Raw genomic sequence first — 24,451 nt, 5'->3', positions numbered from 1 at the left:
CGCGGTCCGGCCGCGCACCAGGGCGTCGACGGGCGCCGATCCCGACGCGCCGCTCCCGGCGGCCCGACCGGGGGAAGGTTTAGGCTGGGTGATCGTGGACGCGCGGCACGCGAACGGGCCGCGCGAGGCAGACGACCAACAGCAAGAGAGCGGGCGATCAACTGTGTCGAGCCAGGTGACTGGTACGGGGACCGATGACGGTTCCACGGGCGACTTCGGAGCCAACGAGTGGCTCGTCGACGAGATGTACGAGAGGTTCGTGGTCGACAAGGACTCCGTCGACCGCAGCTGGTGGCCGATCCTGGAGAACTACCACACGACCGTGATCGAGGGCCGCGAGGCGGCGCCGGCCACCGGCGACCAGACCGCCGAGGCGCAGATCCCGGACGCGGGGAGCACCAGCGCCCCCGCGACGACCAACACGGGAGCCCCGGCATCGACGCCGGCCCCCGCCTCCGCCGGCCAGCCCGACGCGCAGGCGCAGCAGCCCACGACCGGATCCCAGCCCGAGGCGCGCACGACGAGCATCGCCCCGAAGCAGCAGCCGATCCCCGCCCAGGCGCCCGCGAAGGCGCCGGCCAAGAAAGGCGCCGAGCCCACGCCGCCCGGCGAGGACGAGGTCTCCCCCCTCCGCGGCATGGCGAAGTCGCTCGCGACCAACATGGACGCGTCGCTCACCATCCCGACCGCGACGAGCGTCCGCACCATCCCCGCGAAGCTGATGATCGACAACCGCATCGTCATCAACAACCACCTCAAGCGCGCGCGCGGCGGCAAGGTCTCCTTCACGCACCTCATCGGCTGGGCCCTCATCCAGGCGCTCAAGGAGTTCCCGAGCCAGAACGTGCACTACGACGAGGTCGACGGCAAACCCAGCGTCGTCTCCCCCGCGCACATCAACCTCGGCATCGCCATCGACATGCCGAAGCCCGACGGCACGCGCGCGCTCCTCGTCCCGAGCATCAAGGGCGCCGAGGCCATGACCTTCGGCGAGTTCCTCTCCGCGTACGAGGACCTGGTGAAGAAGGCGCGGAGCAACAAGCTCGCCGCGGGCGACTTCGCCGGCACCACCATCTCGCTCACCAACCCGGGCGGCATCGGCACGGTCCACTCCGTCCCGCGCCTGATGAAGGGCCAGGGCGCCATCATCGGCGCCGGCGCCCTCGAGTACCCGGCCGAGTTCCAGGGCTCCTCCCCCAAGACGCTCGTCGAGCTCGGCATCGGCAAGACCATCACGCTCACGAGCACGTACGACCACCGCGTGATCCAGGGCGCGGGCTCGGGCGAGTTCCTCAAGATCGTGCACGAGCGCCTCATCGGCCAGCACGGCTTCTACGAGGACATCTTCGCGGCGCTCCGCATCCCGTACGACCCGATCCAGTGGGCCACCGACATCAACGTCGACCTCTCCGAGCGGGTCTCCAAGACCAGCCGCGTGCAGGAGCTCATCAACGCGTACCGCGTGCGCGGGCACCTCATGGCGGACATCGACCCGCTCGAGTACCAGCAGCGCACGCACCCGGACCTCGAGATCACCAACCACGGGCTCACCTTCTGGGACCTCGACCGCGAGTTCGTCACCGACGGCTTCGGCGGCCGCCGCCAGGCGCTCCTCCGCGACGTCCTCGGGATCCTGCGCGACTCCTACTGCCGCACGATCGGCATCGAGTACATGCACATCCAGCAGCCCGACGAGCGCCGCTGGATCCAGGGCAAGGTCGAGCAGCCCTACGCGAAGCCCACGCATGACGAGCAGATGCGCATCCTCTCCAAGCTCAACGAGTCCGAGGCGTTCGAGACGTTCCTGCAGACCAAGTACGTCGGGCAGAAGCGCTTCAGCCTCGAGGGCGGCGAGTCGACGATCTCCCTGCTCGACACGCTGCTCCAGGGCGCGGCGGACCACGGCCTCGACGAGGTCGCGATCGGCATGGCCCACCGCGGCCGCCTCAACGTCCTCACCAACATCGCGGGCAAGAGCTACGGCCAGATCTTCCGCGAGTTCGAGGGCACCCAGGACCCGCGCACCGTGCAGGGATCCGGCGACGTGAAGTACCACCTCGGCACCGAGGGCACCTTCCGGGGCGTCCACGGCGAGGAGATGCCGGTGTACCTCGCGGCGAACCCGTCGCACCTCGAGGCCGTCAACGGCGTGCTCGAGGGCATCGTCCGCGCCAAGCAGGACCGCAAGCCCATCGGCTCGTTCTCCGTCCTGCCGATCCTCGTCCACGGCGACGCCTCGATGGCCGGCCAGGGCGTGGTCTTCGAGACCCTCCAGCTCTCGCAGCTGCGCGCGTACCGCACGGGCGGCACGGTCCACATCGTCATCAACAACCAGGTCGGCTTCACCACGCCGCCGTCGGAGTCCCGCTCGTCGGTGTACTCGACCGACGTGGCCAAGAGCATCCAGGCGCCGATCTTCCACGTGAACGGGGACGACCCCGAGGCCGTGGCCCGCGTCGCGCACCTCGCCTTCGAGTTCCGCCAGGAGTTCAAGAAGGACGTCGTCATCGACCTCGTCTGCTACCGCCGTCGCGGTCACAACGAGGGCGACGACCCGTCGATGACGCAGCCGCTCATGTACAACCTGATCGAGGCCAAGCGCTCGGTGCGCAAGCTCTACACGGAGGCGCTCGTCGGGCGCGGCGACATCACGCAGGACGAGTACGACGCGGCGCAGAAGGACTTCCAGGACCGCCTGGAGCGCGCCTTCGCGGAGACGCACGCGGCGCAGACCTCGTCCATCCCCATCCAGACGGACGACGCGGGCGCCGTGGCGGACCTCGAGCGCCCCGACTCCCAGCAGGACGACGGCCACGGCGAGCCCGAGACCACGGGCGTCTCCGAGTCCGTGATCCACGCGGTCGGCGACGCGCACGACAACCCGCCGCAGGGCTTCTCGGTGCACCCGAAGCTGCAGGCGCTGATGCGCAAGCGGCTCGAGATGAGCCGGAGCGGATCCATCGACTGGGCGTTCGGCGAGCTCCTCGCAATCGGCTCCCTGCTGCTGGAGAACACGCCCGTCCGCCTCGCCGGCCAGGACTCGCGCCGCGGCACGTTCGTCCAGCGCCACGCGGTGCTGCACGACCGCGACAACGGCCAGGAGTGGCTGCCCCTCGCGAACCTGAGCGACCGGCAGGCCCGGTTCTGGATCTACGACACGCTGCTCAGCGAGTACGCGGCCATGGGCTTCGAGTACGGCTACTCGGTCGAGCGGCCCGACGCGCTGGTCCTCTGGGAGGCCCAGTTCGGCGACTTCGCCAACGGCGCGCAGACCATCATCGACGAGTTCATCTCCTCGGCCGAGCAGAAGTGGGGCCAGCGCTCGAGCGTCGTGCTGCTGCTGCCGCACGGCTACGAGGGCCAGGGTCCCGACCACTCGTCCGCGCGCATCGAGCGGTTCCTCCAGCTGTGCGCCGAGCAGAACATGACGGTCGCGCGTCCGTCGACGCCCGCGTCGTACTTCCACCTGCTGCGCCGCCAGGCCTACTCCCGGCCCCGTCGCCCGCTCGTGGTGTTCACGCCAAAGGCCATGCTGCGGCTCCGCGGCGCGACGAGCGACGTCGAGGCCTTCACCTCGGGCCGCTTCGAGCCGGTGATCGACGACGTCCGCATCGAGGACCGCGGCGCCGTCCGGCGCGTGCTGCTCCACTCCGGCAAGGTGCACTACGACCTGCTCGGCGAGCTCGAGAAGCGCCAGGACACCTCGATCGCCCTCGTGCGGCTCGAGCAGTTCTACCCGTTCCCCGAGGAGCAGGTGCGCCGCGTCGTCGAGTCCTACCCGGACGCGGAGGTCGTCTGGGTGCAGGACGAGCCCGAGAACCAGGGCGCGTGGCCGTTCGTGCACGTGGAGCTCGGCCGGGTCATCCCCGACCGCGCGGTACGCGTCGTCTCGCGCCCGGCCGCCGCGTCGCCGGCCGCCGGGTCGAGCAAGCGCCACGCGACGGAGCAGACGGACCTGATCGCGCGGGCCACCGCGGAGTGATCCGTTCGGGCTCCCGCCCGGCATGACGAGAGGCCCGATCCCCCAGGGGATCGGGCCTCTCGTCATGCGTGCCGCGGGGCGCGAGCGCCGGCGGCGGTCAGCCGAGCTTGGAGTAGCGGATGCCGGACGCGTGGTAGCCGCGGCGGGCGTAGAAGCGCGTGACGTTGTCGCGCGCCGCCGCGGAGGTCGCGAGGAACCGCGTCGCGCCGTGCTCGCGGGCCCACGCCTCGTAGTGGCGGATGAGGTCGGATCCGATGCCGCCCGCCTGGCGCCCCTCGCGCACGACCAGGATGATCAGCTGCGCGATGGGCTCGTCGTCGGCGAGGCCCCACATGAGGTGCCCGCCCGCGAGCCCGGCGATCTCTCCGGCGTCGTCGCGCACGACCCACGTCTCGTGGCCGGCGGCCGCGGTCATGCGCGAGAGCCGCGTGGCGACGCGCTCCTCGTCCACCTCGTAGTCGAGCAGCCGGAGCAGCTCGACGATGACGGTGAGGTCGGAGGGAGAGGGCGTCCCGAGGGACTGGATCGCGTTGGTCACGTCCCGAGATTACCGGGCGAGAGGGACGGCCCCGGTCAGTGCGTGGCCTGGATGGCCCGCAGCTTCTCCATCACCTGCGTGCGCAGGTCCTCCGGTGCCGCCTCCGTGCAGGCACGGCGCACGGTGTCCCGCAGGACGACGCCGACGCGGTGCTCGCGCGCGCAGTCCGGGCAGTTCGCCATGTGCTCGCGGATGTCGGCGGCGTCCGCCTTGTCGAGCTCGTGGTGCAGGTACTCCTCGAGATCCTTCTTGGCCTTGTCGCAGCCGCAGTCGCTCATTTGGTCGCTCCAGTGAGGTGCGCGGTGGAGATGCCCCGCTCGCGCGCGTAGTCGGAAAGCAGGCTCCGCAGCATCCGGCGGCCGCGGTGCAGGCGGCTCATGACGGTGCCCACGGGGGTCTTCATGATGTCGGCGATCTCCTGGTAGGAGAAGCCCTCGACGTCCGCGAAGTAGACGGCCATCCGGAAGTCCTCCGGGATGGACTGCAGCGCGTCCTTGACGGTGCTGTCCGGGAGGTGGTCGATGGCCTCGGCCTCGGCGGAGCGCGTGGTGGTGGCCGTGGCGCTCGTCGCACCGCCCAGCTGCCAGTCCTCGAGCTCGTCGATGGTGCCGTTGTAGGGGTCCCGCTGCTTCTTGCGGTAGTTGTTGATGAAGGTGTTCGTGAGGATCCGGTACAGCCAGGCCTTGAGGTTCGTGCCCTGCTTGAACTGGTGGAACGCCGTGTACGCCTTCACGAACGTCTCCTGCACCAGGTCCTGCGCGTCGGCGGGATTGCGCGTCATGCGCAGGCCCGCGGCGTACAGCTGGTCGATGAACGGGAGCGCCTGCTCCTCGAAGAGCTCGCGGTTGTCACCGGGCTGGGCCTTGCGCGGCTCCTCGACCTCAGCCCGCTCCGCCTCCTCGTGGTCGGCGGCCTCCTCGGTGGAGTGCACGACGGCCTCCACGAGCTCCGCGGGCGCGGCGGATGCGGTGGGCGCGTCGCCCCCGGAGGTGTCGGCCGGCGCGTCGTGACTGGTGTTCCCTGAAGTGGCCATCAGGGCAGATTCTACGGCGCGCACGAGCTCGGCGGACGGGGCCGCCGGTGCTGTCCTCGTGATCACGGGTGATCCTTCCCGGCCCGGGATCCGGGCCTGCCGGACGTCTGCCCGGTACTCTGGTGAACCCATGGAGATCTTCAGGTATTCCGGTCCGACCTTCAGCCCGTACGACGACGACCGGACCCATGCGCCCGTGCCGACGGACGACGGGCCGTGGGCGGCGCCCGTGGCGGACGGGCCGCTCGACGCGACCGTGCCGCTGCCGGGATCCAAGAGCCTGACGAACCGCGAGCTGGTCCTGTCCGCCCTCGCCGACTCTCCTTCCACCCTGCGCGCGCCGCTCCGGTCGCGCGACACCCGCCTCATGGTCGAGGCGCTGCGGGCCCTCGGCACCGTGATCGAGGAGGTCGACGGCGACGGGGCGTTCGGGCCCGACCTGCGGATCACGCCGGCGGAGCTCGCGGGCGGGATCACCATCGAGTGCGGCCTCGCCGGCACCGTGATGCGCTTCCTGCCGCCCGTCGCCGCACTGGCCCTCGGGCCCGTCTCCTTCGACGGCGACCCGAGCGCCCGCCGCCGCCCCATGTCGGGAACCATCGAGGCGCTCCGCGCGCTCGGGGTCGACGTCAACGACGACGGGCGCCGCGCGCTGCCCTTCAGCCTCTACGGCACCGGCGAGGTGCCGGGCGGCGAGATCGCCATCGACGCGTCCGCCTCCAGCCAGTTCGTCTCCGGCCTCCTGCTCGCCGCGCCCCGGTTCGCGCAGGGGCTGCGGCTCCGGCACACGGGCGCCACGCTGCCGAGCATGCCGCACATCGAGATGACGATCCGCACGCTCGCGGAGCGCGGGGTCGTCGTCGAGAGCCCGGAGCCCGGCCTCTGGATCGTGCCCTCCTCCCCCATCGCCGGCCGCGAGGTGCGCATCGAGCCCGACCTCTCCAACGCCGCGCCGTTCCTCTGCGCGGCGATCGTCGCGGGCGGTCGCGTCCAGATCCCGGGCTGGCCCGCGGAGACCACGCAGGTCGGCGCGGACCTCGCGCACCTGCTGCCGCGGTTCGGCGCGACCGTCACGCGCGAGGGCGACGCGCTCGTCGTCGACGGCGGCCCGGGGCTCGCGGCCGGCGGCCGCATCCCCGGCGTCGACCTCGACCTCAGCACCGGCGGCGAGCTGGCGCCCGCGCTGGTCGCGCTCGCGGCCCTCGCCGACGGACCCAGCCGCATCACGGGCATCGGGCACCTGCGCGGGCACGAGACCGACCGGCTGGCCGCGCTGGCGGCGGAGATCACCGGGCTCGGTGGATCCGTCACGGAGTTGGCTGACGGTCTCGCGATCGAGCCCGCCCCGCTGCACGGCGGCCCGTGGCGCGCCTACGAGGACCACCGCATGGCGACCGCGGGCGCGATCGTCGGCCTGGCCGTGCCGGGCCTCGAGATCGACGACATCGGCACGACCGCGAAGACGCTGCCCGAGTTCCCCGAGCTGTGGCTCGGCCCGCTCCTCGGCCGCGCGCCGCGCGCCGCCGTCGACCCCCTCGCGCTGGGCGGGATCACCGGACCTGGCGCCGCGGGCGGGCTCGGCGGCCTCCTGTGAGCTGGCTCGCGGATCCCGAGCAGGACGACGGCGTCTGGGACGCCTACGACGAGTCCTCGGTGCGCGTCCGACCGAACCCCAAGGGCAACAAACCGCGCAGCAAGCAGCGGCCCGGGCACGCCGACTCCGTCGAGGGCCGGGTGCTCACGGTCGACCGCGGCCGCTTCGGCGTGCTCGTCGGCGAGGACACGCCCGACGAGCACACGCTCATCGCGACGCGCGCCCGGGAGCTCGGCAAGAAGGCGGTGGTCACGAACGACCGGGTCGACATCGTCGGCGACACCTCCGGCGACGAGGGCAGCCTCTCCCGCATCGTCCGCATCGCCCCGCGACGGACGCTCCTGCGCCGCAGCGCCGACGACTCCGACGCCGTCGAGCGCGTGATCGTGGCGAACGCCGACCAGATGCTCATCGTCGTCGCGGCCGCCGAGCCCGAGCCGCGCGCGCGCCTCGTCGACCGCTACCTGGTGGCCGCGTTCGACGCCGGGATCCAGCCGATCCTCTGCATCACCAAGTCGGACGTCGCCGACCCCGCGCCCTTCGCCGCCCACTTCCGCGTGCTCGACGTGCCGGTCGTGCTCAGCCGCTCGGACGACGTGCCGCTCGATGAGCTGCGTGCGCTGCTGGCCGACCGCACGACCGTCGCGGTCGGGCACTCGGGCGTCGGCAAGTCCACGCTCGTCAACGCGCTCGTCCCCGACGCCAAGCGGGCCACGGGCGTCGTCAACCAGGTCACCGGGCGCGGCCGCCACACGTCCAGCTCCACCGTCTCGATGCGCGTCGAGACGGGCGACGGCGGCCACGGCTGGATCATCGACACCCCGGGGGTCCGCTCGTTCGGGCTCGGGCACGTGGATCCGGCCAACATCCTCCGCTCGTTCGCCAGCTACGCGCACCTGCCCGAGGGCGAGCCGCCGGGGGGCATCCCGCTCACCGAGGCGCACGACTGGGAGATCGTCGACCGGGTCGAGGCGGGCGAGCTGGGCGACGCAGGACGCGAGCGCCTGCACTCGCTGCAGCACCTCGTCGCCAACCGCTCCGACGCGTCGAAGGGCGACCAGGCCGATCGCTAGGCTCGACCCCGTGGCCTCCGAACCCCTGCACTCCCTGTCGTCCGACCTGCGGCTCGCGAGGGAGCTGGCCGACATGGCCGACGCGATCTCGCTCGACCGCTTCCGCTCGGCCGACCTCGCCATCGAGACGAAGGCCGACTCCAGCTGGGTCACCGACGCCGACACGTCGGTCGAGCGCGCGATCCGCGCCGGCATCGCCGACAGCCGCCCGCACGACAGCGTGCTGGGCGAGGAGTACGGCACGTCCGGCTCGTCGTCCCGGCAGTGGATCGTGGACCCCATCGACGGCACATCCAACTTCGCGCGCGGCGTGCCCGTCTGGGGCACGCTCATCGCGCTCGCGGTCGACGGCGTCCCCGTGGTCGGCGTCGTGAGCGCTCCCGCGCTCGGTCGCCGCTGGTGGGGCGCGACCGGCCTCGGCGCGTACGTCGACGACACGCTCGGGCAGGCCACGACATCGCAGGAGCGGCGGATCCGGGTCTCCGACGTCGACCGGCTCGAGGACGCCTCGATGAGCGTCGCCGGCGTGCAGCGGTGGCGCGACGCCGACCGGCTCGATGAGCTCCTCGACCTCTCCGGCCGCGTGAAGCGCTCCCGCGACTTCGGCGACATGTGGGCCTACATGCTGCTCGCGGAGGGGCTCCTCGACATCGCGGGCGAGCACGACCTGAAGCCCTACGACATGGCCGCGCTGATCCCCGTGATCGAGGAGGCGGGCGGCCGCTTCACGTCGATCGACGGCGATGCGGGACCGTGGCACGGCTCCGCGCTCGCCACGAACGGACGCCTGCACGACGCCGTCCTGGCGGTCGTCGCGCGCTGAGCCCGGCGTCGCGCCATCCGATCAGGCGGTCGCGGCCTCCTGCCGGCGACGACGGCGCTGGCCGAGGTCGACCAGCCCGAGCGCGAGGGCGACCGCGACCAGCGCGATCGTCACGAGGAAGCCGTTGCGGAACCCGTCGTGGTACACGGCGAGGCTCGCGTCCGCCCCGCCCGCGGCCTCCGCGTAGAGCGTGCTGAAGAAGGTGGCGGATGCTGCCGCGACGCCCACGGCCGTGCCGACGCGCTGGCCGACCTGCGCCATGGATCCGGCGACGCCGCCCTCCGTCACGGGGATCTCGGCGAGCGTGAGCGTCTGGTTCGGCGAGATCACGAAGCCCGCGCCGACTCCGGCGACGAGCATCGCGGCGGCCATCGCCCACGGCGTCGCCTCCTGCGGCGTGAGCACGGCCGCGAGGAGCAGCAGCGTGATGCCGACCGCGACGATCGCGAGGCCGATCACGACCAGCTGCCGGCCGAGACGCGAGACGAGGCGTCCGCCGATCCACGCGGTGACGGCCGACGACAGCGCGAACGGGATGCTGACCATGCCCGCGAACACGGGCTCGAGGCCCAGACCCTGCTGGAGGTAGAGCGTCGTGAGCAGGAACACCGCGGGGATGGCCGCGAAGTACGCGGTGGCGATGAGGATCCCGTTGCGGTACGAGGAGAGCCGGAAGAGCGCGAAGTGCACCACGGGCGACTTCCCCGACCGCTCGTAGCGGCGCTCCCACGCGACGAAGAGCGCCGCGGCGACCACGGCCGCGGCGAGCCAGATCCACCGGAGCGGGTCGTCGTCGGGCCCGCCCGTCGTGAGGACGAACGGCAGCATGAGCGAGAACGTGGCGATCGCGAGGAGCACGACGCCGACGGGATCGAGGCCCGTCTTCGTCTGCGGCCGCGCCTGCTTCCGCGGCAGCAGCTTGAGCGCGAACGCGATGGCGACGATGCCGAGCGGGATGTTCATCCAGAACAGCAGGCGCCAGCCGTCCTCGGGGCCGCCGAGCTGGATCAGCAGGCCACCGAGGGTCGGCCCGAACGCGGTGGAGATGCCGACGACGGCACCGAACAGGCCGAAGGCACGCGCCCGCTCCTCGCCCTGGAAGAGCTGCTGGATGAGGCCGAGCACCTGCGGCATCTGGATGCCGGCGGCCACGCCCTGCAGGATCCGCGCGATCACGAGCGTCTTCACGTCGGGCGCGATGGCGCACAGGAGGCTCGCGATCGTGAAGGAGCTGAGGCCGACCACGAACATGAGCCGGCGGCTGCGGATGTCACCGAGACGGCCGGCGGGCACGAGGGCCAGGCCGAACGCGAGGGCGTATCCGGCGACGATGAGCTGCAGGTCGGTGGATCCGGCGCCGAGCGACTCCTCGATCGACGGCAGGCCGACGTTGACCTTCGAGAGGTCGAGGATCGTGAGCGCCGCGACGCCGACGCAGACCCAGAAGGCCTGCCAGCGGGTGCGCTCCTGGTCGTCGGTCGTGGTCGGGGTCGTGCCCGTGGTGGTGCGTCCGGTCATGAGGTATCGAATCCCATACACGGGCTATGTATTCCCGCTCCCGCGAGCGCGGGCATCGTGCCCTCGACCAGCTTCCTCCTCACCTGGGGAATCGGCCGGCGTGTCCCTCCGCTGAACAGCGAGCCAACAGCGTCCGCCGGAGGGGGCCGCCGAGGATCCCGCTCCTAGCCTGGGGACTTCGTGCCGGTCCGGCGCGACCGCCCGCGAGCACACCGTCGTGCTCCCTCCGAGAGGACACCATGAAGAACCGCGCCCGCCGTCTCACCATCTCCCTCTCCGCCGTGGTCGCGGCCGGGCTCGCGCTCTCCGGGTGCGGATCGTCCGCCGACACCGGCACCGCGGACCCCGCCGTCTCCCCCGCCTCGGGCGACACGCTCATCGTCTACACGAACTCCAACGGCGACGGCCGCGGCGACTGGGTCACGGCGGAGGCCGCGAAGGCCGGATTCGACATCCAGATCGTGGGCCTCGGCGGCGCCGACCTCGCGAACCGCATCGTCGCGGAGAAGAACAACCCCGTCGGGGACGTGGTGTTCGGCCTCAACAACATGTACTTCGAGAACCTCAAGGCGGAGGACGCCATCACCGCCTACATGCCCGCGTGGTCGGGCGAGGTCGACCAGGCCGCCGGCGATCCCGCCGACGGCGCGTACTGGCCGCTCGTGGAGCAGGCGATCGTCACCGTGCACGACGCGAAGCAGACCTCGGGCGGCGACGTGCCGCGCGACGTGACGGACCTGTACTCCTCAGAGTACGAGGGGAAGTACGAGGTCAACACGCGCCTGGGCGAGGCGACCCCGCAGCTCATCCTCGCGGGCCTCCTCGCGCCCTACGAGGACCCGGACGGCGACCTCGGCATCAGCGACGCCGGCTGGCAGGTCGTGAAGGACTACTTCGCGAACGGATCCCCCGCGGTCGAGGGCACCGACCTCTACGCCCGCCTCTCCCGCGGCGAGGTCGCGTTCGGCACCCTCGCCTCGAGCGGCATCGCGGCGCGCGACGCGCAGTACGGCACCACCACCGAGATCGTCCCCGCGAAGGCCGGCGTCCCGTTCGTGACCGAGCAGATCGCCGAGATCGCCGGCACGAAGAAGGAGGAGCGCGCCCGCGCGTTCATCGACTGGTTCGGCAGCGCCGACGTGCAGGGCGCGTTCGCGGAGGAGTTCTCGAGCTACCCCGTCAATACGACCGCGCGCGAGAAGGCGCTCCCGGCGGTGAAGGAGCTCATCGAGTCGCTCGACAAGCAGGACGTCGACTACGGCTTCGTGCGCGAGCACATCGCCGACTGGGTCGAGAAGACCGAGCTGGAGTACCTGCCCTGATGATCCGCTTCGACGACGTCGAGGTGCGCTTCGGCGACCAGGTGGCGATCCCCGGGCTCGACCTCGAGATCCACGAGGGCGAGTTCTTCACCCTCCTCGGGCCGTCGGGCTGCGGCAAGACGACCGCGCTGCGGACCCTCGCCGGCTTCGTGGATCCCAGCCGCGGCGACATCGTGATCGACGGGCAGGTCGCCACGCGGCTCCCCAGCGAGAAGCGCCGGGTCGGCATGGTCTTCCAGAACTACGCGCTCTTCCCGAGCATGTCGGTGCGGCAGAACATCGCCTTCGGCCTCACGGTGCGGAAGGCCGGCAAGGCGGAGACCGACCGCCTCGTCCGCGCCATGGCCGACCAGGTCGAGCTGAGCGCCGCGCAGCTCGACAAGAACGTGGCGGAGCTCTCCGGCGGGCAGCAGCAGCGCGTCGCGATCGCGCGGGCGCTCGTGCTCGAGCCGCGGATCCTGCTGCTCGACGAGCCCCTCTCCAACCTCGACGCCAAGCTCCGCGTGCAGCTGCGCGAGCAGCTGAAGGGCCTGCAGTCCCGGCTCGGGATCACGACCGTGTACGTGACGCACGACCAGGAGGAGGCGCTCACCATGAGCGATCGCATCGCGGTCTTCGACGCGGGGCGCATCGAGCAGGTCGGCACCCCGGAGGACGTCTACGACCGGTCGGCCACGGAGTTCGTCGCCACGTTCGTCGGCGCGATCAACCCGCTCGGCCCCGCGACGGTCGAGCGTCTCCGCGACGCCGGCGCGACGGACCTCGACGCCTCGGGCCGCGCGTACGTGCGGCTCGAGCGTGTGTCGGTGGCCGCCCGCGACGCGGCAGCCGCGGATCCGCGTCGCGTGCGCATCGACGGGGTCGTCGCCGAGCGCAGCTACCACGGCTCGTACAGCACCTATCGCGTCGACCTCGGAGACGATGCCGTCGAGGCCCTCGTCACCGAGACGGGTGCCCCGCCACTGGCACCCGGGACCGAGGTCGTCGTGGGCATCGACCCGTCCGCGATCCTGCAGTACCGGTCTTAGCCGTGCGCACCCCCGTCCGCGCGCTGCTGCGCTCCCCGCTCGGCGTCGTGGTCCTCCTCGCCGCGCTGTGGTTCGTCGTCACGTTCCTGGTGTTCCCGAACGCGAACCTGCTCGTCACGACCTTCTTCCCCGACGGCGCGTTCAGCGGCCGGGCGCTGGAGAAGCTCGTGAGCTCCGACCGGGCGATGCGCAGCGTCGGCAACAGCCTTCTGCTCGCGGTGACCCTCGCGATCACGGTCAACGTGGTGGGCATCTTCATCGTGCTGGTGACCGAGTACTTCGTGGTCCGCGGATCCCGCGTGCTCTGGCTCGGCTACGCCACGACGCTCATCTACGGCGGCATCGTGCTGGCAGCCGGATACGACTTCATCTACGGCCGCTACGGGTTCGTCACCGCGCTCGCGCAGCGCGCCTTCCCCGACCTCGACCCCGACTGGTTCTCCGGCTACTTCGCGGTCGTCATCGTGATGACCTTCGCCACCACCACGAACCACATGCTCTTCCTCCGCTCGTCCCTCGCGGCGATCGACCACCAGACCATCGAGGCGGCGCGCAGCATGGGCGCGGGCACCGGGCGCATCCTCTTCCGCATCGTGCTGCCGGCGCTGCGGCCCATGATCTTCGCGGTCACCGTCCTCACGTTCCTCACCGGCCTCGGGGCGCTCACCGCCCCCCTGGTGCTCGGCGGCACCGGCTTCCAGACGGTGGCGCCGATGATCGTCACGTTCTCCAAGAGCACGAGCTCCCGCGACCTCGCCGCCCTGCTGGCGATCGTCCTGGGCGTCGCCACCATCCTGCTGCTGGCGATCATGAACCGCGTCGAGAAGTCGGGCGTGTACTTCTCGGTGGCCAAGGTCGCGACGCCGCTGCAGAAGCAGCGCATCCGGAACCCGGTCGTGAACGGCGTGGTGCACGTGGTCGCGTACGCGCTGTTCGTGGTCTACGCGCTGCCGGTGATCCTCATCGTGCTGTTCTCGTTCCTCGACTCGAAGAGCGTGCAGACGGGCTCCATCACGTGGGACTCGTTCACGCTGCGGAACTACGCGACCGTGCTCGGCTCCCCCGACGTGCTGCGCCCCTTCATCGTGAGCCTCGTCTACAGCGCGCTGGCCGCGGTGATCGTCGTGGCAGGGCTCCTGTTCGTCGCGCGCATGATCCAGCGGAACCGCAACTGGGTGACCGCGACGCTGGAGTACCTGCTGCACATACCGTGGATCCTGCCCACCATCCTCATCGCGCTCGCGCTGCTGCAGACGTTCGACCGGCCGCAGCCGCTCATCGGCGGGCAGGTGCTCACAGGCACGACGTGGCTGCTGCTCGTGGCCTACGTCATCGTCAAGGTGCCGTTCACGCTGCGCCTGCTGAAGGCGGCGTTCGCGAGCGTGCCGCAGTCGTTGGAGGACGCGGCGCGGATCCTCGGCGCGAGGTCGCTCGCGACGTTCCGCCGGGTGCTGGTGCCGCTCGTGATCCCCACGGTCGCGGCCATCACGGCGCTCAACTTCAACAGCCTGCTCGACGACTACGACGCGGCGGTGTTCCTCTACCAACCGCTGTACGAGCCGCTCGGAATCGCGATCAAGGCCAGCACCGAGGGCGAGGCGAACCTCGACTCGATGAGCATCACGTTCGTCTACACGGTGCTGCTCATGATCATCATGGGGCTCACGATGTACCTCGTGTACGGGCGCTCGGGGGGACGGAAGCGCCGACGGGGGCGGACGGGCTCGCCCGCGGTGGAGACCACCGCGCCGGCGCTCGCCACGAGCGACCCGGGAGCGCCCGCGCCGGCTGCGCCCCGCGCACCCGTGGGCTGATCCGCCTCCACGCACACGAAAGGCCCCGTCCGGGCGGACGGGGCCTCGCGTGTCACCGGACGGATCCGATCCCTCGACGGGCGTGGAGCATGCGACGCGATGGTGGAGATGCGGGGAATCGAACCCCGGTCCACTGCTGTAATCCTGCGCCTTCTACGGGTGTATCCAGGAAAGGCGTCCTGCTCGGCCCCGGAACTTGCTCCTGGCATCTGATCCGACGGGCCCAGCCTCAGTTCGAGTCCCACGCGGCCCTGAGGCACGACCGCGCAGCGAGCTCCCTAATCTGACGCCGACTTACCGGGTAGAGAGCATCACCGGGTCGACGGTCCTGTTAGTGCGCTCGCTTAGGCAGCGAGAGCGAAGGACGACTGCTTGTTATTGGCAGTTGTATTTTGCAGAGAGCGTTTACGAGATAGCCCTGCATCCTCGACCCGCTTCTCGCAGTCATTCAGGCAATGTCGAAACCGATCATCCCCATGAACGGCCCAGCGCCCCGAGAGGCGCCCGAGCCGGGTCGCATGTTCCACGCTGTCGAGTTGTCAAACGCCGGCCGCGTCATGCGCGACCAGCCCTCCATGTTACCCGACCGGAGACGGGCGCACCACCGGGAGGAGCGGGGTCACTCGCCCAGGCGGCGGTGCGACGACATCGCCCGGTCTGCCTCGCGCTTGTCCTGGCGCTCGCGCAGCGTCTGGCGCTTGTCGTACTCCTTCTTGCCCTTCGCGATGGCGAGCTCGACCTTCGCCCGGCCGTCCACGAAGTAGAGCTGCAGCGGGACGACCGTGTAGCCGCCCTCCTTGACCTTGGAGTGGATCTTGAGGATCTGCTCCTTGTGCAGGAGGAGCTTGCGCTTGCGGCGCACCGGGTGGTTGTTCCAGGTGCCCTGGTTGTACTCGGGGATGTGCACCGCGTCGAGCCACGCCTCGCCGGCGTCGACGAACGCGTAGCCGTCGACGAGCGACGCCCGCCCCTGGCGGAGGGACTTGACCTCGGTGCCCGTGAGCACGAGGCCGGCCTCGTAGGTCGACTCGATGGTGTAGTCGTGGCGCGCCTTGCGGTTGGTCGCCACCACCTTCTCGCCACGTTCCCTGGGCACGGTGGACTCCTCGATGGTTCAGGTGGATCCGCCCGGATCCGGGCAGCCCATCAGCCTACCGGAGGATCAGATGCGCAGATAGCGGCTGATCGCGAAGTTGGCGGAGACCGCCGCGAGCACGACGCCCACCCCCAGCAGGATCGGCACGACGAGCAGAGCGTCGTCCATGTTCACCAGGGATATCGACGTGAGCCTCGTGCTCAGGAACCCCTGGACGAAGAACTTGACGAGCGCCACCGTCGCCGCGCTGGCGAGCACCGACCCGATGAGCGCCGCGAACACGCCCTCGAGGATGAACGGGGTCTGGATGAAGCGGTTCGACGCCCCGACCAGCCTCATGATGCCCAGCTCCCTTCTCCGCGAGAACGCGGACAGGCGGATCGTGGTGGCGATCAGCAGGGCGGCGGCCACGAGCATGAGCCCGGCGATGCCGACGGCCGTGAGGCTGGCGGCGTTCAAGATGGAGAAGATCTGGTCGAGGTACTGCCGTTGGTCCGTCACGTTCTCGACGCCCGCGAGCCCCGAGAGGCTGTCGCTGAGGATGTCCGACTTCGACGGGTCCTTGAGGTTCACCCAGAACGCCTCGTTGAGGAACTCCGGCTGCACGAGCTCGGTGACGGGATCGCCCTTGAACTGCTCCTGGAAGTTCTTGTACGCGGTGTCCTGGTCCTCGAAGTAGTACTTGTCGATGAACGGGGCGAGCGTGTCGCTGTCGAGCTGCTGCTTGACCGCGTCGATCTGCTCCTGGGTGGCCTTGCCGTTGACGCAGGTCTCGCTCGGCACCGACGTGTCGGTGCAGAAGTCGATCGCGACCTGCGCGCGGTCGTACCAGTAGTTCTTCATCTGGCCGATCTGCATCTGCAGCAGCACGGCGGCGCCCACGAACGTGAGCGAGATGAAGGTGACGAGCACGACCGAGACGACCATGCTGACGTTCCGACGGAGGCCGTGGCCGACCTCGGAGAGGACGAGTCCGAGTCTCATCGCGTGGGCCCCACATCCTGTGCGCCGGTGTCGTCCGGCGACTCACCGCGGGCGCGGAGGCCCAGCTTCTCGGCCAGGCCGAGCTCGGCGAGCTCGGCGTCGTCGCGTCCGTCGGCGGGCGCGGAGCCCTCGCCGTCGGACAGGTCGGGCAGGCGGATCACGCCCGTGCCCTCGGGGAGCCGCCGGATGGATCCGGTGCTCGGGGCCGCGGGGGCCGCTCCCCCGCCGTTGCGCCGGCTCGGCGGCGTGGACGCGGCGGGCGGGCCGTCGTCGACGGGTGGCGCCTGGTCGCGGCTGACGGGCACGGCGCGCGACGGCGTCGGCTCGACGGGCCGCTCGGGACGGACGGGCTCGGGAGCGGTCGGCTCGGGGCGCGTGGAGGCGGGCTCACGGAGCTCCTCCGCGCCAGCGGCCGGCCGCTGGCGCTCGACCTCGCGCTCGGGGACGGGATCCACGCGCGCCGCCTCGGCGAACGCCGACGGGGCGTAGGCCGGGGCGTCCGGGCCGGATCCGCGGTCGGACGCGCCGTCACGGGCAGGCGCGGCGTCACGGGCGGGCCCGGCATCGCGGACGGGCGCGGTGGCAGGCACGATGGGCGCGGCATCCGCTGAGGGAGCGCTCGCCGCGGCGGACGTCGCGGGGGCAGCAGGAGCCGGGGCCGGCACGGCGGCCGCAGCCGCAGCGTCCTTCGCGGGCTTCCGCGGCGCCTTCTTCGCGGCCTTGGCGGCGGCGGCCTCGCGGGTCGCCTCCTCCTTGGCGCGCGCCTTCTCATCGGCGCGACGCTGCTTGTCGCGCCTGGCCTGCTCGCGACGCTCGGCGCCAGTGGCGGGCTCCTCAGGAGCGGTGGGGCGCACGGGCGCGGGGAGCGGCGCGGCCGGCACGAAGACGGGGGTCGGTGCCGCCACGGGCGGGTGCTCGGGGTTCACGCCGACCGGGTTCTCGGCCGTGCGCGGCAGGTCGATGGCGGAGGTCTGGTACTGGCCGCCGACCTCGTCGCGGACGACCTCGCCGCCGATCAGCTCGATGACGCGCTTCTGCATCTGGTCGACGATGCCGGAGTCGTGGGTGGCCATGATCACGGTGGTGCCGTTGGCGTTGATGCGCTCGAGCACCTGCATGATGCCCGCGCTCGTCAGCGGGTCGAGGTTGCCCGTGGGCTCGTCGGCGAGGAGTACGGCGGGCTTGTTGACCACGGCGCGGGCGATGGCCACGCGCTGCTGCTCGCCGCCGGAGAGCTCGTGCGGCAGGCGCTGCTCCTTGCCCTGGAGGCCCACCATGGCGAGCACGTCCGGGACGGCCTCCTGGATGAAGCCGCGCGACTTGCCGATCACCTGGAGCGTGAACGCGACGTTGTCGAAGACCGACTTGTTCGGGAGCAGCCGGAAGTCCTGGAACACCACCCCCAGGCTGCGCCGGTAGTAGGGGACCTTGCGGCTCGACAGCTGGTTCAGCTGCTGGCCCAGGACGTGGATCGTGCCGTTGGTCGGCCGGTCCTCCTTGAGCACGAGACGCAGGAAGCTGGACTTGCCGGACCCGGATGCGCCGACGAGGAAGACGAACTCCCCGCGGAGGATCTCGAGGTCGACGGAGCTCAGCGCCGGTCGGGGGTTGCCGGGATACACCTTGGATACGTGGTCGAACCTGATCATGTCGGTACGACCCTAGGCACGGGAGGTGCCTTTCGCCGCATCGACTCACCGCGGCGATCGGTCCCCCGGACTCTCTCAGGCGCGGTCGGGCGACTTGCGCCAGCGGATCCCCGCGGAGATGAAGCCGTCGAGGTCGCCGTCGAACACGTTGGACGGGTTGTTGACCTCGTGCTCCGTGCGGAGGTCCTTGACCATCTGGTACGGCGCGAGCACGTAGCTGCGCATCTGGTCGCCCCAGCTCGCCGTGATGTTGCCGGCGAGCTCCTTCTTCGTGGCCGCCTCCTGCTCGCGCTGCACGAGGAGCAGGCGCGACTGCAGCACCCGCAGGGCGGCGGCGCGGTTCTGGATCTGGCTCTTCTCGTTCTGGCAGGTGACGACGATGCCGGTCGGCAGGTGGGTGATCCGCACCGCCGAGTCGGTCGTGTTGACCGACTGGCCGCCGGGGCCGGACGAGCGGAAGACGTCCACCCGCATGTCGTTCTCGGGGATCTCGATCGACTCGGTCTGCTCGATGAGCGGCACGACCTCGACGGCGGCGAACGACGTCTGGCGCTTGCCGGCGGAGTTGAAGGGGCTCATGCGCACGAGGCGGTGCGTGCCGGCCTCGACGGAGAGCGTGCCGAAGGCGTAGGGCGCGTCGATCTCGAAGGTCGCCGACTTGATGCCCGCCTCCTCCGCGTAGGAGGTGTCGAGCACGGTGGCGGAGTAGTCGTGCTGCTCGGCCCAGCGCAGGTACATGCGCATGAGCATCTCGGCGAAGTCGGCCGCGTCGACGCCGCCGGCACCCGCGCGGATCGTGACGACCGCGGGGCGCGGGTCGAACTCGCCGTTGAGGAGCGTCTGCACCTCGAGCTCGTCCATGATCTTCGTGATGCCGGCCAGCTCGACGACCGCCTCCTCGGCGGACTCCTCGTCGTCCTTGGCCATCTCCACGAGCACGTCGAGGTCGTCGAGGCGGCGCTGCAGCTCGTCGATGCGCTTGAGGTCGGCCTGGCGGTGGCTCAGGTCGCTCGTGACCTTCTGCGCCTTCTCGGTGTCATCCCAGAGGTCCGGCTCGCCCGCCTGGGCGCTCAGCTCCTCGACCTCCTGCTGCAGGCGCTCGACGCCGATCACCGAGCGGATGTTGGAGTAGGTGTCGCGCAATTCTGTGATCCGCGAAGAGAAGTCCTGGTCGATCATGGTGCCGCCCAGCCTACCGTCCGGCCCGCGGGCGACGTCCGGGGCGGGGTCCGCCCGCGCGTAGGCTCGGGGGCGATGTCGACCCCGGATGCCCCCTTCTCCCTCCGCGCGGTGGCGCTCCCGGCGCTGCTCCCCGCGCTCCTCTTCTCCATCGGCGAGGGGGCGATCATCCCCATCATCCCGATCGTCGCGGGCAGCCTCGGCGCCTCGCTCGCGATCGCCGCCTTCATCGGCGGCATGATCATGCTCGGCGAGCTCGTGGGTGACATCCCGAGCGGATCCGTGGTGAGCCGCATCGGCGAGCGGACCGCCATGATCGGCGCGGCCTTCGTCTCCATCGGCGGCCTGGTGCTGTGCCTCCTCGCGCCGAACCCGCTCGTGCTCGGCATCGGCGTCTTCCTCATCGGCGTCTCGACGGCCGTCTTCGCGCTCGCGCGGCACGCGTTCATGACGAGCTTCGTGCCGCAGGCGTACCGGGCCCGCGCGCTGTCGACGCTCGGCGGCACGTTCCGCGCCGGGTACTTCGTGGGGCCGTTCCTAGCCGCAGGCGTGATCCACCTGACCGGCGCGTCGCAGTCAGCGTTCGCGATCCACATCGTGGCGTGCCTCGCGGCTGCCGTGACGCTGCTAGTGCTGCCGGATCCCATGGACGTCGTGCGCCGCAACCGCGCGGACCTGCAGAGCGCCGCGGCCGCCACCGCGGGCGAGCCGCAGGACGACGAGTCCGTCGCGGCGGCTGCGGGCACCGCTCCCCCGGCGCGCGAGTCGGCGGGCCTCGGCCGGACCCTGTGGCGGTTCAAGGGCGTGCTCGTGAAGCTCGGATCCGGCGCGGCCCTCATCGGCGCGATGCGCGCGGGCCGCGGCGTGCTCCTCCCCCTGTGGGCCGTGAGCATCGGCATCTCGGACGCGAACACGGCGCTCATCATCGGCATAGCGGGCGGCGTGGACTTCGCCCTCTTCTACGCGAGCGGCCAGATCATGGACCGCTTCGGCCGGCTCTGGAGCGCCGTGCCGTCGATGGTCGGGCTCGGCCTCGGCTACCTCGTGCTCGCGCTCACGCCCGACCTGCCGACGAGCGTGCAGTGGTTCATCGGCGTGGCCATGTTCATGTCGGTCGCGAACGGCGTCGGCTCGGGGATCCTCATGACCCTCGGCGCCGACCTCGCCCCCCGCGAGGACCCGGCCCCCTTCCTCGGCGCCTGGCGCTTCACGGGCGACGCCGGCAGCGCCGCGTCCCCGCTCCTCATCGCGGCGCTCACCTCCGCCGCGTCGCTCGCCGTCGCCAGCGGCGTGATGGGCGTGCTCGGGCTCATCGGCGCGGGGATCCTCGTGCGGTACGTGCCGCGGTACGTGCCGCGACAACACGGGTAAGTGCCGAAGAATAGGTCCAGGTTTACGGGGTCCCGACGCCGACCCTTCTGCCTGACACTCAATCAGGTGCGCACGTCGGCAGGGCCAACGCGCGGACAGTCCAAGGCCGCTGCAATTATCCCAAACCCGTGTATATCACCGATTTATGCGTGACAGCGGCCGCATAAAGCACATTTTCGACCGGCTCCTCATCGAATGCATCCACTTCATGATAGTCGTGAAACTCTATTTCGAGATTAGCTCGCACTGGCATCTGCGAGAGTATATCCATCACGCTTGAATGCGTCACACTCGATGAAATCGAAATTCTAGCCAGTCGCGGTGCCCGCTCCACAAGCGCGTATATCTCGGCGGACGGATACTCATACACACTTAGCCTTGTCAAAGCATCACCGCCCGTAAACGTCGCCGCCCCGCGCTGAAGATGAAGCGACTCTAAATGTGGCGGTAGTTCGACTACGTCTGGCAGATTGAAACAATCTAGACGCAAAGACGTTATGTCCGGGGAAGACGCGAGCCCGTCAAGATCCATCGCCTGCTCCTCGGCCCTCCAAGCCCATCGAACGATATTAAGCGACTTGACCTTCATTCCCCCTACAGTCACGATCGCCGAGCGAGCTGAATATACCCAGACCTGCGAGATCGGCACTGCCATACGCGCGAGGAACTCTAGGTTGGCAGAACCGGCAACGCTTAGTACTAGCCTCTCTAGGCCCCGGAGACTTGCTAGCGCGCCTAGATCATCGAGCGAGCGTGCGCCGTGAATTTCGAATCGCCTTAATGCCGGAAAGTTCTCGATTCCGCTGACAGACACAAGATTATCAAAATTACTGAGAGTAAGGGAGCTTAATGCGGGCAGTACAGGCACCCCGACGAGGTTCACCGCCCAGCGCAAGTTACTCAAGGAAAGCGTCTCAACGCGCTCGTCCCCTTCTAGAGCACTTAAATCATTCCAATTTGACATGCGCTCGGAAATGTCAATGTTAATATTCTCGAGGCGCTCAAACTTGGCTAAGTACGGGATGTGCTCAGGCTCCGTAACAGTGAACGAACCTCGAATGAAACGTGAGCCAGCTAAAATTTCGGATGCGTATTCCTTGGTATCGAATGCTGTCCACGCTCGTAGGAGTTGCCGAATCACAGTGATTCGGGCTTCCCGCCTGTAGGTCCTCAACGCCTCGAATGCCTCAGGCCCACCAATCAATGACAGCGCGCGGACGCTCGCTACAGCCTCAAGCACCTTGAGATCAGCCCGACGTCGAAGTAACGGGGCAGCTGAAGAACCGGCGGAGGCGACAGCCGATGCTTCAGTCATGTTGGCCGGGGGTAGAACTGCGTTGAGAGCGACTTGCAGAGAATCTCGTAGATCAGGGTCCAAGGCGCGAACGGTTTGCAGAGTGGCTACGGCAATAAGGTAGAGCTGATGCATGTTACCCGGCTCCGCTGCCCCGCGTGCCAATAACCCTTCAATGAGGTGCCGGCGTTGCGCATTGTTCGCGTGACCCGCAGCCATGACTATAACTTCTCGCCACGGCTCCTCTGTCGCATGAAGGAGCAACTTCGAAATTGAATCGTCTTCAACTTCTGCCGCAGCAGCTAGGTATTCGAGGAACGACCGATGAATGAAATCAACACGACCGGGGGTCGGCTCACGTAAGATGCCGCAGCGCTCAAGCAGGAACGCTGCCGTTTCAGCCGCCTCTGCCGAGGGCCTATTCAGGGCTACAAGCGACCGCTCGATCGCCGCCTGGTACTCGCCATGAGACGCATCTGCAAGACCGTTTTCATGCATCCAAATAGCCAACCTTTGAAGTAATACAAGGCGGTCGGACAAGTTCAATTGCGTATCCGACCGCGCGAGGCGACGATCGTTATCGCGCTTCATCACCAGCATCTCGATAGCAGTCCTATACAGGCTCATTTTATCCGATGGCAGACTGGATGCATTTTCAAGATGCAAAGCGCACATCAAGGCACACAAAAGCGGCGTCTTACTAAGCGCCTGGATATTAGGTCGCGTTTTAATCACATTAAGCATGCCTACATGAGCGTCTGAAACCTGTTGACGTTCATCCGCAAGCGCACTCCGCCTCATGGCATCATGCCAGTGATTAACGAATGATTGGATATCAGACGGCGTCATGGGTTGAAGAGTTGCGCGCTCAAGAAGTTCGGACTGCTTCCATTCTTTAGTTAACGCAGCACCACGGGAGGTAACAAGGATTGAGTTCCCTGGAAAATCCGAGTCAAGCTCTACTATCCAGTCCAGGACTTCCTTTCGACGTGCCACAGGCACCTCGTCGAGCCCATCGACTAGTAGCGCACCTCGACCTTCCTCGAGAATCTGATGCGCCCATCCAGGCGGCGTCGCTTCTGCGAGGTTAGGCTTAATCAGGTTTACGAAAAGCCCAGGAGTCGGTAGCGCATCATCAGCAAATTGTCGAAGCGGAATAATAAATGGAACTCGCTGACGCCAGCTACCCGCTTTGTCCGCTATCGGCGAGTCTCTTGCTGAAAGACCTGCAAGCCATCTGAGCAGAGTCGTTTTTCCGGAACCAGCGTCTCCGGTAAGAAGCACACGTGAATGCTCGCTGAAGTACGCGTCGGCTCGGCTGACAGCACCCTCTTGCTCATCTGGCGCGTCGCCACTGCCGCTTGTCTTCTCGTCGCCCTGCACTGCAATACTTAATGAAATGTATGCAACAGAAAGATCATAGGGTCGTCGCGCCGTCACTGACGTCACTCCGAATAACTCAAGCTTTTCCGCATACGTGGCTACTGCGCGGACGTAGCGAGTCTCAAAGCGCTCGTGATCGTCCCCAGCCCCGAAAGAACGAGGTACACGAGAACGCGGTAGCGCTATAAAGGTCGCCTGAGCCATTTCCATCAAGGACGTTTCGCGGCGAAGTATCTCGCGCGCGGCCTCGGTCTCGAACTGTGGTAGCCGGGCAGCTATCTCAGTGATGTAGTCACAGCACTCAGCGAGGAGAAGTTCAAGTAAGTGCTCGGCCTCCTCTGAAAGACCAAGCGCAGATAGTTCAGCATCTTTTGGTTTTATGGCAGCTTCCAGGCGTAGTGAGTCGAAGTCATGCTCAATAACAGTTCGAGCAGTATCGGTCGATATGCTTACGGCTTTTTGCACCGCCTCCATTACTACAGACGCCTCGGCTTCTCCAAGGTTTTTATACTCGATAGAGATGACAGGTTCTAGCTGCTCAAAAATCCGCTCCGCCATGCTACTAATTTGTCGATCCGCCGCGCGTCGGTCTTTTTCTTTAAGCAATGATGCTTTGACAACCTCGCCCGCGCCAACTGCGATGTCTGGACTAACGGAGCCCGTGGCCCAAAGGCTAAAGACCGCCTTCGCTGCTGAAGCAGCAAGGCCATACAGTAACGCGTCCATTATCAATCCTAAATAATATGGGGTACAGCATGACACATGGTGCT

Annotated in this window: 17 protein-coding genes and 1 other RNA gene; 8 read left to right on the top strand and 10 right to left on the bottom strand. The window is 68.7% G+C overall.

What is annotated here, in order from left to right; genetic code table 11:
* Positions 1-163 precede the first annotated feature (163 nt).
* Positions 164-3,982, top strand: coding sequence for a multifunctional oxoglutarate decarboxylase/oxoglutarate dehydrogenase thiamine pyrophosphate-binding subunit/dihydrolipoyllysine-residue succinyltransferase subunit (locus tag JOE38_RS01610; protein WP_204574572.1), 3,819 nt, complete (start codon positions 164-166; stop codon positions 3,980-3,982).
* 97 nt (positions 3,983-4,079) lie between these two features.
* Here JOE38_RS01610 and JOE38_RS01605 read toward each other — a convergent pair whose 3' ends face one another.
* The 3 genes from JOE38_RS01605 to JOE38_RS01595 are packed head-to-tail and all read right to left on the bottom strand — an operon-like array spanning position 4,080 to position 5,553.
* Positions 4,080-4,520 carry a GNAT family N-acetyltransferase gene (locus JOE38_RS01605; RefSeq protein ID WP_204574571.1) on the bottom strand — a complete coding sequence of 147 codons (441 nt, stop codon included), beginning with the start codon at positions 4,518-4,520 and terminating at the stop codon, positions 4,080-4,082.
* 35 nt (positions 4,521-4,555) lie between these two features.
* Positions 4,556-4,798 (bottom strand): mycothiol system anti-sigma-R factor, encoded by a 243-nt coding sequence (gene rsrA / locus JOE38_RS01600; RefSeq protein ID WP_015490009.1) that lies wholly within the window; start codon positions 4,796-4,798, stop codon positions 4,556-4,558.
* The gene (locus JOE38_RS01595) at positions 4,795-5,553 is read right to left on the bottom strand and encodes a sigma-70 family RNA polymerase sigma factor (RefSeq protein ID WP_239544725.1); all 759 of its coding nucleotides are present in this window, start codon (positions 5,551-5,553) and stop codon (positions 4,795-4,797) included. The genes rsrA and JOE38_RS01595 overlap by 4 nt, the downstream gene beginning before the upstream one ends.
* 130 nt (positions 5,554-5,683) lie before the next feature.
* Here JOE38_RS01595 and aroA point away from each other — a divergent pair, with 130 nt between their 5' ends.
* Genes aroA through JOE38_RS01580 form a run of 3 tightly spaced genes read left to right on the top strand, consistent with a single transcriptional unit; the run spans position 5,684 to position 9,043 of the window.
* The gene (aroA, locus tag JOE38_RS01590; protein ID WP_204574570.1) at positions 5,684-7,147 is read left to right on the top strand and encodes a 3-phosphoshikimate 1-carboxyvinyltransferase; all 1,464 of its coding nucleotides are present in this window, start codon (positions 5,684-5,686) and stop codon (positions 7,145-7,147) included.
* Entirely contained in the window at positions 7,144-8,220 is a 1,077-nt protein-coding gene (rsgA, locus tag JOE38_RS01585) for a ribosome small subunit-dependent GTPase A (RefSeq protein WP_204574569.1), read from the top strand. Before aroA ends, rsgA begins: the two co-directional genes overlap by 4 nt.
* Before the next feature lie 10 nt (positions 8,221-8,230).
* The gene (locus tag JOE38_RS01580; protein WP_194666276.1) at positions 8,231-9,043 is read left to right on the top strand and encodes an inositol monophosphatase family protein; all 813 of its coding nucleotides are present in this window, start codon (positions 8,231-8,233) and stop codon (positions 9,041-9,043) included.
* Positions 9,044-9,064: 21 nt separating this feature from the next.
* Here the strand turns inward: JOE38_RS01580 and JOE38_RS01575 are convergent, their stop codons facing one another.
* Positions 9,065-10,561: an MFS transporter gene (locus JOE38_RS01575; protein WP_204574568.1), complete on the bottom strand. Its 1,497-nt coding sequence runs from the start codon at positions 10,559-10,561 to the stop codon at positions 9,065-9,067.
* Between the two features lie 239 nt (positions 10,562-10,800).
* Between JOE38_RS01575 and JOE38_RS01570 the strand changes: the two genes are divergently transcribed.
* Genes JOE38_RS01570 through JOE38_RS01560 form a run of 3 tightly spaced genes read left to right on the top strand, consistent with a single transcriptional unit; the run spans position 10,801 to position 14,725 of the window.
* Positions 10,801-11,883, top strand: a complete 1,083-nt coding sequence (locus JOE38_RS01570) for an extracellular solute-binding protein (RefSeq protein ID WP_204574567.1) — start codon at positions 10,801-10,803, stop codon at positions 11,881-11,883.
* Positions 11,883-12,911, top strand: coding sequence for an ABC transporter ATP-binding protein (locus JOE38_RS01565; RefSeq protein WP_204574566.1), 1,029 nt, complete (start codon positions 11,883-11,885; stop codon positions 12,909-12,911). Before JOE38_RS01570 ends, JOE38_RS01565 begins: the two co-directional genes overlap by 1 nt.
* A gap of 2 nt (positions 12,912-12,913) precedes the next feature.
* Positions 12,914-14,725 carry an ABC transporter permease gene (locus JOE38_RS01560; RefSeq protein ID WP_204574565.1) on the top strand — a complete coding sequence of 604 codons (1,812 nt, stop codon included), beginning with the start codon at positions 12,914-12,916 and terminating at the stop codon, positions 14,723-14,725.
* Positions 14,726-14,825: 100 nt separating this feature from the next.
* On the opposite strand, the gene ssrA is transcribed toward JOE38_RS01560, so the two are convergent.
* From ssrA to prfB, 5 genes are all read right to left on the bottom strand, one after another.
* Positions 14,826-15,201, bottom strand: a transfer-messenger RNA (tmRNA) gene (gene ssrA / locus JOE38_RS01555).
* 143 nt (positions 15,202-15,344) lie between these two features.
* Positions 15,345-15,821: an SsrA-binding protein SmpB gene (gene smpB / locus JOE38_RS01550; protein WP_012037997.1), complete on the bottom strand. Its 477-nt coding sequence runs from the start codon at positions 15,819-15,821 to the stop codon at positions 15,345-15,347.
* Between the two features lie 66 nt (positions 15,822-15,887).
* Positions 15,888-16,805, bottom strand: a complete 918-nt coding sequence (ftsX, locus tag JOE38_RS01545; RefSeq protein ID WP_012037996.1) for a permease-like cell division protein FtsX — start codon at positions 16,803-16,805, stop codon at positions 15,888-15,890.
* Positions 16,802-18,454 carry a cell division ATP-binding protein FtsE gene (ftsE, locus tag JOE38_RS01540; RefSeq protein ID WP_204574564.1) on the bottom strand — a complete coding sequence of 551 codons (1,653 nt, stop codon included), beginning with the start codon at positions 18,452-18,454 and terminating at the stop codon, positions 16,802-16,804. The genes ftsX and ftsE overlap by 4 nt, the downstream gene beginning before the upstream one ends.
* Before the next feature lie 75 nt (positions 18,455-18,529).
* Entirely contained in the window at positions 18,530-19,633 is a 1,104-nt protein-coding gene (gene prfB / locus JOE38_RS01535; protein ID WP_086520513.1) for a peptide chain release factor 2, read from the bottom strand.
* Positions 19,634-19,708: 75 nt separating this feature from the next.
* On the opposite strand from prfB, the gene JOE38_RS01530 reads away from it, so the two are divergent.
* Positions 19,709-21,004: an MFS transporter gene (locus JOE38_RS01530; protein WP_204574563.1), complete on the top strand. Its 1,296-nt coding sequence runs from the start codon at positions 19,709-19,711 to the stop codon at positions 21,002-21,004.
* A gap of 115 nt (positions 21,005-21,119) precedes the next feature.
* On the opposite strand, the gene JOE38_RS01525 is transcribed toward JOE38_RS01530, so the two are convergent.
* The gene (locus JOE38_RS01525; RefSeq protein ID WP_204574562.1) at positions 21,120-24,407 is read right to left on the bottom strand and encodes an NACHT domain-containing protein; all 3,288 of its coding nucleotides are present in this window, start codon (positions 24,405-24,407) and stop codon (positions 21,120-21,122) included.
* Between the last annotated feature and the right edge of the window lie 44 nt (positions 24,408-24,451).

Origin of the sequence: Clavibacter michiganensis (assembly GCF_016907085.1) — a bacterium.
Taxonomy (GTDB): Bacteria; Actinomycetota; Actinomycetes; order Actinomycetales; family Microbacteriaceae; genus Clavibacter; species Clavibacter michiganensis_O.
This window is presented reverse-complemented; position numbering and strand designations above follow the sequence as displayed.